Here is a 14,503-nt window from a genome sequence, read left to right as displayed (position 1 = left end):
GCCCGCGACACCCTTCGCATTGACAATAATGCGAACGGTTATCAGTTAACAAAGCGCAGATTATGGACCGGGGCGGCGGGATTTGGCAACGGGTCCGAAGGGGGGCAGGCGCGGCTGACGGCGGGCGCCGGCGGCAAAGAGCGCGCCCCGCCACGGCGTCACCCCAGATACTCCACGTTCCCGCACACGGAAATGCTCTGCCCGCTGATCATCGCCCCTTGATCCGAACACAGGAACACCACCTGATTCGCCACGTCTTCCGGACGGGTCATGCGGCGCAGCGACACCTTTTCCACAAGCTGTTCGCGCATCACCTCGCTACTGACCCCGCCGGCCTCGGCGCGAGCGGCGATGATGCGCTCGACCCGGTCGCCCGACACGACGCCCGGCAGCACGGAATTGACGCGGATGTTCGACGGTCCCAGTTCCATCGCCCAGGTCTGGGTCAGCCCGGCCAGCCCAAATTTGCTGGCGCTATACGGCGAGCGCAGCGAAAACCCCAGCCGCCCCGCCACCGACGAGATGTTGACGATGGCGCCGCCGCCCGCGGCACGCAGCAGCGGCACCGCGCTGCGCGCGCACAGGAACGTGCCCGTCAGGTTGACGTCCAGTGTGTTGCGCCACGCGTCCAACGTGGTGTCCTCCAGACGGCTGGTCGGCCCGGACACGCCTGCATTGTTGACCAGCACATCCAATGCGCCCCACCGCCCGCGCAGCGCCTCGAACATCGCCAGCACCTGCGATTCGTCAGACACGTCCGTCCGGCTGGCGCTCAGGGCGGGCAGGCTTTCCCGCGCTGCCTGGAGCGACTGTTCGTCCACGTCGCAGATATGCACGTCGGCGCCCAGACCGAGGAACCTGCGCGCGATCGCCAACCCGATGCCCTGCGCGCCCGCCGTGACCAGTACGCGGGCGCCTTTCAATGATTCGGTCATGTCCTTTCCCGATGATGAATGGCGGCGGCGCGGCCCTGCGCCGCACCGCCTGACGGTTGCGTCAAAGCGCGAACTCCGGGCGGATGCCGCTTTTGAGCGGCAGGCCCATGATTTCGCGCGCCTCGGCGGGCGTGGCCGGCTCCATGTCCATTTCGCGGATGATGCGCACAATGCGCTCGGTCAGCTGCACATTGGTGGCCAGCTCGCCGTGCCGGTAGTACAGGTTGTCTTCCAGCCCGACCCGCGCGTGGCCGCCCAGCAGTAGCGCGCTGATGTTGGCCTCCAGCTGCGACGGCCCGATACCGCTTACGCAGAAGACGCTGTTCCTGGGCAGCAGGTCCACCATCATCTGCAGGTGCCGCGGCGAAAACGGCATGGCGTTCTGGAAGTTGCGATGCACGTTCATGACCAGATTGATGAAGTGCGGGCCTTCGTCCAGGTCCTCGTTGATGAGCGTGGTCACGTCCTGCAGGATATGCGTGGGACTGAACACCTCCCACTCGGGCTTGATGCCGCGCGCCTTCATGCCGGCCGCCAGCTCGCGCCCCTTGCTGAGCGGCGTGTTCATCAGGTATTCGCGGTCGCCGAACGCCAGGTTCAGCGTGGTGGCGTCCAGCGTGCACATCTCGGCGCCCGCATCCATGCCCTTCAACCGCTCCTCCCACAGGATCTCCCACGTGCCGGGCGACGTCTCGGCCACCATGTCGCCGTGCACGCCGCCGCCGGTGGAGTTGTTCAGGACGATGTCGCACCGCTCCCGGATGAGCTGGTTCATTTTCCGGTACACGCCGGCATCGCACGTCGCCAGGTCATCCGCGCGCCGCGCATGCAGCGCCACGACGCTTGCGCCGGCGTTGTAGCAGCGGTAGACATCTTCCGCGATCTCCGCGGGCTGCGTCGGCAGGTGCGGATTCTGGCCCTTCAAAGCCATGCCCCCCGTCGGGGCGATGGTCACGATCACTTTGCGTTTGGCCATGCTGTTCTCCTAGGATTTCCACAGCGCGCAGCGGCTTTCTGACTGCTTCGTGAAGGCCTCGTTGCCGTCGATGGCCTGCACCACCGTGAAGTAATCCCAAGGCTCTTTCGACTGGTCTGGGCGCTTGACCTGCAGCAGGTACATGTCGTGCACGACGCGGCCATCGGGACGCACGACGCCGTCCTTGATGTAGATGTCGTTCAGCTTGTTTTCGCGCAGGTAAGCCAGCACCTTGTCCGCGTCGTCCGTGCCGGTTGCCTTGACCGCGCGCAGGTACTGCAACGCCGCCGAATAGTCCGCCGCCTGCAGGGAGGACGGCATGGCCTGGCGGCGCTCGAAGAACTTGCGAGCCCAGGCGCGCGTTTCGTCCGACGCGTTCCAGTACCAGCTGTCGGTCAGGTACATGCCCTGCGCGGCCGGCAGGCCCATGGCGTGGATGTCGTTGATGAACATGATCATGCCCGCCAGCTTCATCGTCTTGGTGATGCCGAACTCGTTCGCGGCCTTGATCGAATTGGTCGCGTCCGCGCCGGCATTGGCCAGCGCCAGGATCTCCGCCTTGCTGCTTTGCGCCTGCAAAAGGAACGACGAGAAATCGCTGGCGGCCAGCGGATGCTTCACACTGCCCACGACCTTGCCGCCGCCCGCCTCGACGACCTTGGTGGTATCGGCCTGCAGCGCGTGTCCAAAGGCGTAGTCGGCCGTCAGGAAGTACCAGCTCTTGCCACCCGTCTTGACCACCGCCGCGCCGGTGCCGCGCGCCTGCGCGACGGTGTCGTACGCGTAGTTCAGCGTGTAGGGCGTGCACTGCTCGTTCGTCAGCGCGGGCGCGCCGGCGCCCACCACGATGATGGGTTTCTTCTTGTCGGCCGCCACCTTGGACATGGCCAGCGCCGTGCTGGAATTGGTGCCGCCGATCAGCATGTACAGACCGCGCTGGTCGAACCATTCGCGCGCCTTGGCCGAGGCCACGTCGGCCTTGTTCTGGTGGTCTGCCGTCAACAATTCGATCTTCTTGCCGTCGATCTGGCCGCCCATTTCCTCGATCGCCATCTTGATGGCTTCCGCGCCGCCCGGGCCGTCCGGGCCCGAGTAGACGCCGGACATGTCGGTGATGAATCCGATGCGGATCACGTCGTCCGAAATTTGCGCGTGCGCGGCCGTGGCGGGCAGCAGCGTGACGGACAGGGCGCCGGCGATGGCGGTGGCGGACAGCAGGCGTGGCATTGACAACATACCGGTCTCCTCTTATGGTTTTTGGCCCGTAGGCGTCAAACATTCTGCGGTCCGGCTGCCCTTGCGGACAGTCATCACGTTGACAAAGAATCCTAGGGTTTACCTGGGCCGCATCCCACCTCCAGACAGGGAACGAACATGCGTGAACCGCCTGCCCTGGCGGGCAACGACGTGTCGAACGCAAGCCGCCGGCCGGTGCGCAGCGCGGTCGACAAGATGCTCGACGTGGTGCCCTGGTACAAGGGCCTGCCGGAACTCGAGCGCGACGTGGTGCGCGCCGAACTGCGCACGGTGTCCCTCGCGGCCGGCGAATACCTGTTTCGCGCGGGGTCGCGGTCGCCCGGCTGGTATGGCGTGGTCGAAGGGCTGGTGAAGTGGTCGTCGCCCGGCACCGACGGCCGCACGCTGTCGCTGGCCGGCTTCAGCACGGGCAGCTGGTTCGGCGAAGCCACCATGATCCGCCGCGAGCGCTTCGAATACGAAGTCGTTGCCCTGCGGCCCAGCCGCATCGTGATCCTGCCGCGCGACACCTGCGAACGCCTCTGGAACAACAACATCGAATTCACCAAGGCGCTGATGACGCACCTGGCGCAGCGGGTCAACTGGCTGATGGGCTGCTACACGGGCAACGTGCTGCTCGACGTCGACACCACCGTTGCGCGCGCCGTCGCCGCGCAGCTGGACGCCGAGGTTCATTCGGGAACGCAGGGCCGGCTGCGGATCTCGCAGGAAGAAATCGCCGGCCTGTGCGGCGTCTCGCGCCAACGCTGCAACGCCGCACTGACCCGGCTGGCGCGTGAGGGGGTCCTGCAAACGCATTACGGCGGATTGACGGTGCTGGACAAGGAAGCGCTGTACCGGTGCGCAAAGATCAGCCGCGATCCGGCATAATGCCGGTCACGCGCGCCGCCGCCACAAGATGGCGATGCCGCCGCAAGCCGCAGTATTGCTGGCTTCGCAGAACAGTTCTGCAGATCGATGGGGTAATCGCCCGGTCCGATAAAAATTATCATCGGCAATGAGACAACCCCAGGCCGGACCCTGATTCCGGCCGACCCAGCCGCCAGCGTCAAAGCAGAAGAACCGGCCCGCGCAAGGCACGGTCCCGCGTGGCGGCGGGAACCTGGAGAGAGACAGATGCGCAAGCTAACGCGCCGCGGCTTCATCGCGGCCGGCACCCTCATGATGTTCGCCCGTCCGTTGCGGGCCGCGGCCAAGCCCGTGACCCTGATCGTGCCTTATGCGGCGGGCGGCCCCAACGACAATTTCGCGCGCCTCCTGGCCGAAGGCATGGGCGCCGAACTGGGCATCAACTTCATCGTCGAGAACAAGCCCGGCGCCAACGGCATCATCGGCGCCTCGCAGGTTGCGCGCGCACCCGCCGACGGCAGCATGCTGCTCATGGGCGGTTCCGGCCCCCTATCCCTGAACATCCTGCTGCGCCCCAGCCTGAACTACAGCTTCGACAGCTTCAAATCCGTCGCCATGATGTTCGACGGTCCGCTTACGATCACCGTGCCCGCGAAGATGGGCGTCAATTCCCTGGCGGAACTGGTCGCCTATGCAAAGCGCGAGAACCGCGCGCTTACCTACGGCTCGCTGGGCCCGGGCAGCGTCACTGACCTGTACGGGCTGATCATGTCCAAGACCCTGGGGATCCCGCTGACCGCCGTGCCTTACAAAAGCACGCCCACCAGCCTGATCGACCTCATCACCGGGCGCAATGATCTTTCCTACATGACGCCCATCGCCCTGGCCGACCACCAGAAGGCCGGCGCGGTGAAGATCCTGGCGCTGACCACCGACCAGCGCGATCCGGCGCTGCCGGAAGTGCCCTGCGTGACGGAACTGGGTTATCCCCAGCTCAAGGCCAGCTACTGGACCGCGCTGCATGCGCCCAAGGGCACCCCGGACGCGATCGTGCAGGCCTATTCGGCCGCCGCCATCAAGACCGTCCAATCCGAGAGTTTCCGTAAGCTGCTCGTGGCCAACGGGCAGACCGAGAAAGCCGGCGGCCCGCAGGCGCTGGAAGCCCAGCTGGAAGCCGACCGCCAGTACTGGGGCAAGGTCATCAAGGAAAACGGCATCGTCCTCGATTGAACCCGCGGGCGCCGGCATCGCGCCGGCGCATCGTGTCCGCCATGCAAAAGCCCGCCAAATGGCGGGCTTGTCGTTCAGGCAAATGAGGTCATCGGTTCATTGCAGCTGCGCTGGCGCAATGCCGTGCGTGGCGGACTTGAAGTTGATCACCGGCCGCGCCTCGCGGCAGGCCGTCCTGCGAATCTTGCCCACGATGAGATCGTGCGTGCCGAGCTTCTCGGTGCAGACGATGTCGCACTCGATGCTGGCCAGCGCATCGGGCAGCACGGGCGCGCCATGTTCGTTCATCACCCACCCGCCCTGAGCGAACCGCGCCTTGCCCTGAGGATTCTTCATGAAGGCCTCGATCACCTCGCCGTGGCCTTCTCCCAGGATGTTGGCGACGAAACGGCCGTTGCGCAGCAGCGGCGCGTGCGCCGACGCGGTCTGCTGCACAAAGAACCCGACCATCGGCGGGTCGGCCGAGATCGATGTCAGGCTGGAAACGATCATGCCCGCCATGTCGTCGCCGTCACCCGTGCTGACGGCGCTGATGCCGGCCGGCAGCGACCGCATCGCCGCCTTGAAGTCATCCACCGACACCACCTCGTCGCATTCGTTGACCACCATGTGCGCACGGATGTCGCCGCGTTCATCGACCCATCCGTGCCGCGCCGCGTAGTCCACCATCTTCAAGAAGCTGGCTTCCCAGGCCGGTTCGCCCGCATGCTGCGACAAAAAGCGCAGCACAGACGGCGACAGCCGCACGTGCCGCTCGTCCTCGCGCCGGCCGATGCGCGCGATCGCGCGTTCCAGCCGATCCGCGGGCTGCGGGTCCGCCATGACATCCAGACGGCCGAAATCGGCCGCATCGCGCAGCGCAATGGCGCCGGCATTGCTCAGGTAGATACGCATGCTGCCCTCCTTCAGGCAAGGACGGTCGTGCTGCCGACTTCCTTGCGGATCGCGGGAATGATCTTGTCGCCCCAGAGTTCGATCTGCTTGAGCATCGTCTTCTGGTCGAAATCGCCAAGCTGCGTTTGCAGCGCAATGTGCTTCGGACGCAGGATGCTGATCTCTTCCAGCATCTTGTCGATGACCTCGTTGACCGAACCCACCGGCAGGTTCTTGCGCAACTGCTCGAACGTCGGGTCCGTTTCCGAAGGCACTTCCTTGACCATGTAGCCGTCGTCGCTCTGCGCGCGGCGAAACTTCAGGCTTTCGGAAATGCGGCGCTGAAAGCGCGCGCAATCCAGATAGGCATCTATCTCGGCCTTGTTGTCCGACGCATAGCCACAGCGCAGAAAGCCGAACTTCACGTCGCGGTCCAGGTCCTTGCCGTTGTCCTCGGCCACCTTCTCCAGCCGCCCGCGCAGTTCCGCAATGGCGTCGTTGCCCTTGAGCAGCGCCGTCACGAACAGGTTGTGGTTCTCACGCACGCCGCGGCCAAGCGTCACCGGGTTGCCCGACGTGATCCACAGCGGCGGCATCGGATCCTGCACGCAGCGCACCGCGATCGAGCTGGGCGGAATCTTCAGGAACTTGCCGTCATGCTCGAAGATCTTTTGCGTCAGGCCCTTGGGAATGACGTCCAGGAACTCATTGAAGATCGCGCCCGACTCCTCGATCTGGACGCCGAAGCGCTCGAACTCGAATTGCTGGTAACCCGACCCGACGCCCAGATCCAGCCGTCCGTTGGACACCGTGTCCACGAAACCAACCTCTGCCAGAAAGCGTGCGGGGTGATACAGCGGCAGAATGCACACTGCCGTGCCCAGGCGGATCCGGCGTGTCTTGGCCGCGGCATGGGCCACCGTCATCAGCGGCGACGGCGACAGGGAGTAGTTGTTGAAGTGATGCTCGGCGTACCACGCCGTGTTGAATCCGGCTTGCTCGGCCGCCACCGTCTGCTCGATGGAGTTGTTGATGACTTGCGCGGAGGACTGGTGGTAACCTCGTTGCTGCGCCAGAATGAATACGCCGAATTCCATTGTGTCTCCTCATTGATGCTTGAATCCTTGAGGAAATTCTAGAGGCCGGTAGTCATGGGCTGGAATACAAGAAAAGCGGCGTTCTGTGCTGCATAAAGTGGAGGAATGATGGACAGACTGCGCGCCATGGAGCTCTTTCTGTCGATCTCGAAGTCCGAGAGCTTCTCGGAAACCGCGCGCCAGTTCGGCATCTCTGCCACCTCGGTGTCGCGCATGATCACCGACTTCGAAACCGAGCTCAACGTCAAGCTGCTGCTGCGATCCACGCGGCAGGTCGTGCTGACCGAAGCGGGCCAGGAATACGCGCGCCAGCTCGAACCCATCCTCTGGAACATCAACGAGGCGCATCGCAACATCACCGAGATCCGCGCCGCGCCCAAAGGCGTGCTGCGCGTGCATTCGCGCATGATGTTCGGTCTGGGCGTGCTGCCGCAGCTGGTCGCGGCCTTTCGCGAGGCCTACCCCGAGATCCACATCGAACTCGTGCTGTCGGAAGCCAAGACGGATCTGAGGCGCAACAACTTCGACATCGATTTCCGCATCTCGCCGCCCGTCGAGGCCGGCCTGAAGCGGCGCATCCTGTTCAAGAGCGAACGCTATCTCGTCGCTTCGCCCGCGTATCTGGCCGATCGCAAGCCGCCCGAAACGCCGGCCGACATCGCCCAGCATGCGTGCCTGGCGTACCTGCTTCCTGGCGACCAGTACCTCTGGCGCTTCAAGCAGGGCGAGGTCATCGATGAAGTGCCGATCCAGCCAAGACACGTCACCAACAATGGCGTGGCGTTGCTGGAACTGGCCAGGCTGGGGGAAGGAATCGCGCTGCTGGACGACTACACCGTGCACCACGACATCGCGCGCGGCACGCTGGTGCGGCTGTGTCCGGACTACCGCGTCACCAACACCACCTTCGAAGAAGGCATGTACGCCACCATCCTGGACACGGCCATGATCCCCGTGAAGATCCGGCTGTTCCTGGATTTTGTCGCCTCGCACGTGTCGGGCGCCGAGCTGCGATTCGCTGCGTACGGCAAGCCGGCGGCCGACGCCTGACCCGGCGGTAAGCGTCAGGCGCCGGGCCGGATCGCGCAGCGCGGGCGCGGCGCGCCTGCGTAACCCGCGCCGCGGATCCGCAGCAGCGCGCCGTCCAGGGGGCCATTGGCCGACAGGCGTCCGCTGTCGCTGATGGACGTGACGTAGAGGTCGGTCAGGTCGTCCCCGCCAAAGCACAGCGACGCCGGATGGGCGACCGGCACGTCGATGCGCCGGTCCAGTTTTCCGTCTCGGTCGAACCGGACGACGGCGCCCGCATGCACCAGCGCCGTCCAAAGCCCGCCTTCCCGGTCAAAGCAGCAACCGTCCGGCGCCGATCCAAGCGCGTCCGTGTCGGCAAACACCTCGCGGCCCGATAAGCCTGCCTGCGCATCCATGCGATACCGGTAGATGGAGCGCGCCGCGCTGTCGCACACATGAAGGTGCGTGCCGTCCGGATGCAGGGCCGGGCCGTTGACCACGCCGATCCCCTGCGCGATCCGGGCAAGCGTGCCGCGCGTATCCAGGCGATACAGTCCACCCAGCGGCGCCTCGCCGGCCTCGCGGTAGATGTGCATGGTGCCCGCGACAAAGCTGCCGTCCGGCAGGGGCGTGCCGTCATTGAGCCGCAGGTTGGGATGGCTGACGCCGATATCGGCCAGCGTTCGCAGGCTGCCGTCCGCCGGCCGGAAAAGCGCAAACGATTCCTTCAACGCCACGACCAGCTCGTCCTCGCCGTTGAAGGCAAATGACCCGAGCGGCGCGGGCAGCTGCCAGCTTTGCAGGCGGCCCGAATCCGGCGTCACGGACAGGATCAGCCCCTTGCGGCAATCGGCCATCCACAGCTGCCCGCCCGCCGCGTCCCACACCGGGCATTCGCCCAATGCCGCACGCAGCGTTCCGATACGTTCGATCTGCATCTGCCTCCCTCTCTTTAACACGCGCGCTGGCGACGATTTTTCCCCATGGTATCGGCTGCGGGGAGCCCGGAATATGCGCCATTCCTGCAGAACACAACCACCGTTTTTGCCGTAGATCGGGCCCAGGCCCCTTCCTAAAATCAAAAAAAGTCCAGTGCCGGCAGGCGTGGACAGCAGACAAGACCGGTCATCAGACCCCGAGGAGACTTACGATGCAGCATGCCCACGGCGCCCGGCGCCCCGCTATGTGTTTCCAATCGAGCGAGGTGCGGGCATGAGCGACACCCCCGTCAAGTTCGAAGTCAATGAAGGCGTGGCGCTGGTCACGCTGAACAACGCGCCGGTCAATGCGCTCAATCGCGCCATGCGCCGCCGCATCGTGGCGATCTTCGACGAGATCTCCGAGCGCGATGACATCCGCTGCGCGGTGCTGACCGGCAGCGGCACGGTCTTTTGCGCCGGCGCCGACCTGAAGGACCGTCCCAACGCCGACATCGCCGGCGACTTTCTTGAACACAACCGCATCACCCGCGAAACCGGCAACGCCATCAAGGAATGCGCCAAGCCAGTCATCGCCGCTGTCAACGGCGCGGCGCTTGGCGCGGGGCTGGGCCTCATGGCCGCCTGCGACATCATGTATGCGTCCGAGAACGCCACCTTCGGCATGCCCGAGATCAACGTGGGCCTGGCTGGCGGCGCGTCCATGCTGCGCACGCTTTTCGGGCGTTCGACATTGCGCCGCATGTTCTTTACCGGCCAGCGCCTGACCGCGCACGACCTGCTTCGCCGCAACGTGCTGGAAGACGTGCTGCCCGCCGACCAGCTTCTGCCCGCCGCTCTGGCGCTGGCGCACGAAATTGCCGGCAAGGCGCCGCTGGCCGTGCTGTACGCCAAGCGCGCCGCGAACATGGTCGACCTCATGCCGCAGCGCGACGCCTACCGCTTCGAGCAGGACTTCACCATGGCGCTGGCCAAAACGGAGGACGCGCGCGAAGCCCGCATGGCATTCCTGGAAAAGCGCCAGCCGCAATTCAAGGGACGTTGAGCATGGATACGCAGCATCAACGCCCCGGCGCGGGGCTGGCGCCCTTTTTCCAGGCCGCGGGCATCGCCGTCATCGGCGCCTCGGACGACATCACCAAGATCGGCGGCCGTCCCGTCCACATGCTGATCAAGCACGGTTACCGCGGCGCGGTGTACCCCATCAATCCCAAGGGCGGAACCATCCAGGGGCTGCCGGCGTACGCCAGCGTGACGCAGACACCCACGGCGCCCGACCTTGCGATCCTGGCCGTGCCCGCCCCCGCCACGCCCGCCGCGCTGCGCGACTGCGCCGCGCGCGGCGTGAAGGCCGCCATCGTGCTGTCGGCCGGCTTCACGGAGGCCGGCCCCGAAGGCGCCGCGCTGCAGGCCGAATTGGTGGCCATCGCCCGCGAACACGGCATGCGGATCCTGGGCCCCAACTGCCTGGGCACGGTCAATGTGGCCGAGCGCCTGATCGGTTCCTTCTCGATCGCGCTGGAAGAGAACATGCCGCCCGTCGGCCACGTGGGCATCGTGTCGCAGTCGGGCAACGTGGGCAGCCACACCATGCAAAGCGTCGCCCGCCGCGGCATGGGCGTCAGCCGCTTCATCGCGACCGGCAACGAAGCGGATGTGGATGCCGCCGACGGCATCGCCGCGCTGGCCGACGATGCGGACACGCGCATCATCCTGTGCTGCATGGAAACCTGCCGCGACGCCGGCAAACTCATCGGTGCGCTGCGCCTGGCGCGCGAGCGCGCCAAGCCCGTCATCATCCTCAAGATTGGTTCCACGGAAAAAGGCCAGGCCGCCGCCGCCTCGCACACTGGCGCCCTCACCGGGTCGGACGCCGTGATCGACGCGGTCTTTCGCCGCCACGGGGTGCTGCGCGTGCGCTCGGTCGAAGCGCTGATCGACATCGGCCACGCCGCCTCGCTGCTCTTGCCCCGCCGCCTGCCGGCCAACGATGCGGTGACGCTCGTGGCGGCGTCCGGCGGCTTCGGCATCATGATGGCCGACGCCATGAGCGAGGTGGGCCTGTCCCTGCCCCCGCTCGCGCCCGACACGCAGCGGCGCATCCGGGAAGCCGTGCCCACCGCCAGCACCGGCAATCCGGTGGACGCGTCCGCCCAGATGTCCGCCCGTCCGGACATCCTGCTCAAGATGCTGACCGCCCTGCTGGAGGACCCGTCGGCCAGTTGCGTCGCGCTGTTCATGTCGCTGTCGCTCTACAACGCGCGGCTGCGCGGCATCTACCTGCAAGCGCTGGCCGAGGTGCGCGCCAGCCACCCGCACCGCCTCTTGATGGTCATCAGTCAGGGGCCGGCCGACGCCGTCGAGCAGATCAACGCGCTGGGCATTCCGGTGTTTTCCAGCATCGACGCCGCCGCCACGGGGCTGGCCGGGCTGGTGCAGCTGGGCCGCCTGCGCAATTGCATTCCCGACGACACGGCGCTGCCCGCTTCGGAACCCGTCGACCCGGTCGTGTTCCGCAACGAATTTCACGCCAAGCAGGCGCTGGGCAAAGCCGGCATCGATGTGCCGCGCGAGATCATCGCCCGCGATGCCGACGAGGCCGTGCGCGCGGCCGGCGCCATCGGCTATCCCGTGGTGCTGAAGATCGCCTCCGAAGACGTCGCGCACAAGACCGAAGCCGGCGGCGTGCTGCTCGACCTGGCCGATGCGGGCGCCGTGCGTCAGGGCTACGCGCAAATCCTGGCCAACGTGGCGCGGCACGCGCCTGCCGCGCGCATCGACGGCGTGCTGGTCGCGCCGATGGTCGCGGGCGGCACCGAGCTGATCGCCGGGGTATCGCAGGATCCCGTCTTCGGTCCCATCGTCATGGTGGGCATGGGCGGCATCTACGCCGAGGTGTTGAAGGACGTCGCCGTGCAGGCCGCGCCCGTCAGCGAGGCCGAAGCCGCCGAGATGATCCGGTCGCTCAAGATGTTTCCCATCCTGGATGGCGCGCGCGGCCGGCCCAAGGCCGACATCGCCGCCGCCGCGCGCAGCGTGGCGCGCCTGTCCGAATTCGCGTACCGCCACCGCGCGGACGTGTCCGAAATAGACATGAACCCCATTCTGGTGCGGCCGCAGGGCCAAGGCGTCGTCGTCCTGGACGCGCTGATGATTCCGCGCGCCGCCCCCGCCCACTGAGGACAGCCATGCAATTCGAACAACACGCCGCGGTCCCGGATCCTGCCGCGGGCCCCGAGGTCTACCGCCAGCACGCGCGCACCTGGCTGCGCGCCAACCTGCCCGGCTTCATGCGCGCCGACAGCCTGGACTGGCGCGCCCCCTCGCTCGCCGAAAGCAGCGCCTGGGAGGCCGCGATGTACCAGGCGGGGCTTGCCGGCATGACGTGGCCCAAGGCCTACGGCGGCCATGGCCTGACGCTGCGCGAGCATCTGGCGGTGAACAAGGAGATTGGCGCGCTGCCCATGCCCGAGAGCGTCAGCTCCATCGGCAAGGAACTGGCCGGTCCCATCATCATGGCCGTGGGCACCGAACAGCAGAAACAGGACTTCCTGCCCGCGATCCTGGCGATGCGCCAGTACTGGTGCCAGGGGTTTTCGGAACCGGACGCGGGATCGGACCTGGCCCGCCTGCGCACCAAGGCCGAACAGCAGGGCGACACGTGGCGCATCAATGGCCAGAAAATCTGGACCAGCGGCGCGGCCAAGGCGCACTACTGCCTGCTGCTGACGCGCACCGGCACCGTGGCCGACAAGCATCGCGGCCTGCTGATGTTCGCGGTCCCGATGGACACGCCGGGCATCCGCGTCGTTCCCATCAAATCCATCGACGGCAAGGAATCCTTTGCCGAGGTGTTCTTCGATGACGTGGTGGTGCCGGACAGCGCACGCCTGGGCGCCCCCGACGAAGGCTGGAACGCCGCCATCCGGGTGCTGTCCATCGAGCGCGCCACCAACCGCATGTACCGCCCGTGGCGCTTCGAATGCGAACTGCGCCAGCTCATCGCCGCCTGCAAATCCGATGCGCAACTGGCCCCCGCGCTTGACGACGGCTACGTGCAGCGCCGCGTCGGCGACCTGGTCTGCGAGATCGACGGCTTGAAGGGTCTGGTCGAACTGACCGTGGCCCGCATGCTGCGTGGCGAGACCATCGGCGCGCGCGGTTCGCTCACCAAACTGTATTGGTCGGAATGCCATCAGGGGTTCGCCGGACTGGCGCTGTCGCTGCTGTCGCAAGTGGGGCCGCATTCCAGTGCCCTGGCGCGCCGCGCGCAGAAGGCCTTCACCACCGCCTACCTGTTCTCGCGCGCCGAGACGATCTATGCCGGCACCACCGAAGTGCAGCTCGACGTCATCGCCCAGCGCGTCATGAATCTGCCCAAGGACCTGACATGAGCCACGAAGAACTGCGTCCCGAGGAATTCGCGCAGGCCGCCGACGCCGCGATCACCGATGCCCTGACCCGCCAGGATCCCCGCGCCATGGCCCAGGTGCTGGCGCAGGCGGGGCTGTGCGGGGTCATGGCCGCCGAGGACGACGGCGGTCTGGGTCTTCCGCTCGAATTCGCGCTGCCGATCGCGCATGCGGCCGGGCGTCTGCGTTTGCCCTTGCCGCTTCCCGAACAGATCCTGCTTGCGGGCGCGCTGGCCGGCACGCCGCAGGCAGCGGCCCTGGCCGCCGGCGAACGCCTGGCCGGCATCGCCTGGCATGGCAGCCTGCAGGCTGGTCACGCGCGACTGGATCAGGGCCCCGCCGACTGGGTGCTGGTGGCCGACGGCGCGGGCGCGGCCCTTGTCGATGCCACGGTATTGCCGCGCGACGACCAGGCGGCGCTGGATCCCGATCATCCGCAAACCTGGATCGCGCTCGCGGACGCGCCGGTGCTTGCGCGGCTGGACGAAGCCGCATGGGCCGCGCTGCGCCGCCAGGCGCACCTGCTGCTGGCCGAGTTCGCCAACGGCGCCGCCGAAGGCGCGCTGCAAGCGGCGGCCGATTACATGGCCACCCGCGTGCAGTTCGGCCGGCCGCTGTCGGCCAAACAGGCCGTGCGCCACTTGCTGGCCCGCATGCGGCTGCTGCAGGACGTCTCCAGCGCCGCGATACGACGGGCTGCGCACGCCGACGAATACGGCGCGCCGCGCGACACGCAGCCCGCGCTGGCTGGCGCGCTTGCCAACGCGGCCTTCGTCATCGAAAAAGCCATCCACCTGCACGGCGGCATGGGCTTCACGTGGGAACTGCCCCTGCATCGCGCGCTGCGCGCGGTGCGCAAGCTGGACGCCGCGTTTGCAGGGCTGTCGCGCGGCGCCGGCCACGCATTCATTCAATCGGTATAGGA

13 protein-coding genes are annotated in these 14,503 nt (G+C 66.7%); 7 read left to right on the top strand and 6 right to left on the bottom strand.

Annotation, left to right across the window (positions count from 1 at the left end; all coding sequences use genetic code 11):
- Positions 1-158 precede the first annotated feature (158 nt).
- The 3 genes from HV786_RS00965 to HV786_RS00955 all read right to left on the bottom strand — a co-directional run bounded on the left by HV786_RS00965 (position 159) and on the right by HV786_RS00955 (position 3,138).
- Positions 159-935, bottom strand: a complete 777-nt coding sequence (locus HV786_RS00965) for an SDR family oxidoreductase (protein ID WP_128829027.1) — start codon at positions 933-935, stop codon at positions 159-161.
- Positions 936-996: 61 nt separating this feature from the next.
- A complete protein-coding gene (locus tag HV786_RS00960) occupies positions 997-1,911 on the bottom strand; it encodes a beta-keto acid cleavage family enzyme (RefSeq protein WP_128829028.1) in 915 nt (304 codons plus the stop codon).
- A gap of 9 nt (positions 1,912-1,920) precedes the next feature.
- Complete coding sequence (locus HV786_RS00955; RefSeq protein WP_128829046.1) at positions 1,921-3,138, bottom strand: ABC transporter substrate-binding protein; 1,218 nt, start codon at positions 3,136-3,138, stop codon at positions 1,921-1,923.
- 147 nt (positions 3,139-3,285) lie between these two features.
- Between HV786_RS00955 and HV786_RS00950 the strand changes: the two genes are divergently transcribed.
- Both HV786_RS00950 and HV786_RS00945 read left to right on the top strand, forming a co-directional pair.
- Positions 3,286-4,038: a Crp/Fnr family transcriptional regulator gene (locus HV786_RS00950; RefSeq protein WP_230964946.1), complete on the top strand. Its 753-nt coding sequence runs from the start codon at positions 3,286-3,288 to the stop codon at positions 4,036-4,038.
- Positions 4,039-4,284: 246 nt separating this feature from the next.
- The gene (locus HV786_RS00945) at positions 4,285-5,247 is read left to right on the top strand and encodes a tripartite tricarboxylate transporter substrate binding protein (RefSeq protein ID WP_128829029.1); all 963 of its coding nucleotides are present in this window, start codon (positions 4,285-4,287) and stop codon (positions 5,245-5,247) included.
- A gap of 96 nt (positions 5,248-5,343) precedes the next feature.
- Here the strand turns inward: HV786_RS00945 and HV786_RS00940 are convergent, their stop codons facing one another.
- Positions 5,344-6,141: a flavin reductase family protein gene (locus HV786_RS00940; protein WP_128829030.1), complete on the bottom strand. Its 798-nt coding sequence runs from the start codon at positions 6,139-6,141 to the stop codon at positions 5,344-5,346.
- Between the two features lie 11 nt (positions 6,142-6,152).
- The gene (locus HV786_RS00935) at positions 6,153-7,217 is read right to left on the bottom strand and encodes an LLM class flavin-dependent oxidoreductase (protein ID WP_108005979.1); all 1,065 of its coding nucleotides are present in this window, start codon (positions 7,215-7,217) and stop codon (positions 6,153-6,155) included.
- A gap of 108 nt (positions 7,218-7,325) precedes the next feature.
- Here HV786_RS00935 and HV786_RS00930 point away from each other — a divergent pair, with 108 nt between their 5' ends.
- Entirely contained in the window at positions 7,326-8,267 is a 942-nt protein-coding gene (locus HV786_RS00930) for a LysR family transcriptional regulator (RefSeq protein ID WP_128829031.1), read from the top strand.
- Between the two features lie 14 nt (positions 8,268-8,281).
- Here HV786_RS00930 and HV786_RS00925 read toward each other — a convergent pair whose 3' ends face one another.
- Positions 8,282-9,166, bottom strand: a complete 885-nt coding sequence (locus HV786_RS00925) for an SMP-30/gluconolactonase/LRE family protein (RefSeq protein WP_128829032.1) — start codon at positions 9,164-9,166, stop codon at positions 8,282-8,284.
- A 274-nt stretch (positions 9,167-9,440) separates the two neighbouring features.
- Here HV786_RS00925 and HV786_RS00920 point away from each other — a divergent pair, with 274 nt between their 5' ends.
- Genes HV786_RS00920 through HV786_RS00905 form a run of 4 tightly spaced genes read left to right on the top strand, consistent with a single transcriptional unit; the run spans position 9,441 to position 14,501 of the window.
- The gene (locus HV786_RS00920; protein WP_056324996.1) at positions 9,441-10,211 is read left to right on the top strand and encodes an enoyl-CoA hydratase/isomerase family protein; all 771 of its coding nucleotides are present in this window, start codon (positions 9,441-9,443) and stop codon (positions 10,209-10,211) included.
- Positions 10,212-10,213: 2 nt separating this feature from the next.
- A complete protein-coding gene (locus tag HV786_RS00915; RefSeq protein ID WP_175209743.1) occupies positions 10,214-12,346 on the top strand; it encodes an acetate--CoA ligase family protein in 2,133 nt (710 codons plus the stop codon).
- Positions 12,347-12,354: 8 nt separating this feature from the next.
- Entirely contained in the window at positions 12,355-13,560 is a 1,206-nt protein-coding gene (locus HV786_RS00910) for an acyl-CoA dehydrogenase family protein (RefSeq protein WP_175209719.1), read from the top strand.
- Positions 13,557-14,501, top strand: a complete 945-nt coding sequence (locus HV786_RS00905; protein WP_175209717.1) for an acyl-CoA dehydrogenase family protein — start codon at positions 13,557-13,559, stop codon at positions 14,499-14,501. The genes HV786_RS00910 and HV786_RS00905 overlap by 4 nt, the downstream gene beginning before the upstream one ends.
- Positions 14,502-14,503 lie beyond the last annotated feature (2 nt).

The organism is Achromobacter mucicolens, from assembly GCF_902859725.1.
In the GTDB taxonomy this organism is placed as follows: domain Bacteria; phylum Pseudomonadota; class Gammaproteobacteria; order Burkholderiales; family Burkholderiaceae_B; genus Achromobacter; species Achromobacter mucicolens.
This window is presented reverse-complemented; position numbering and strand designations above follow the sequence as displayed.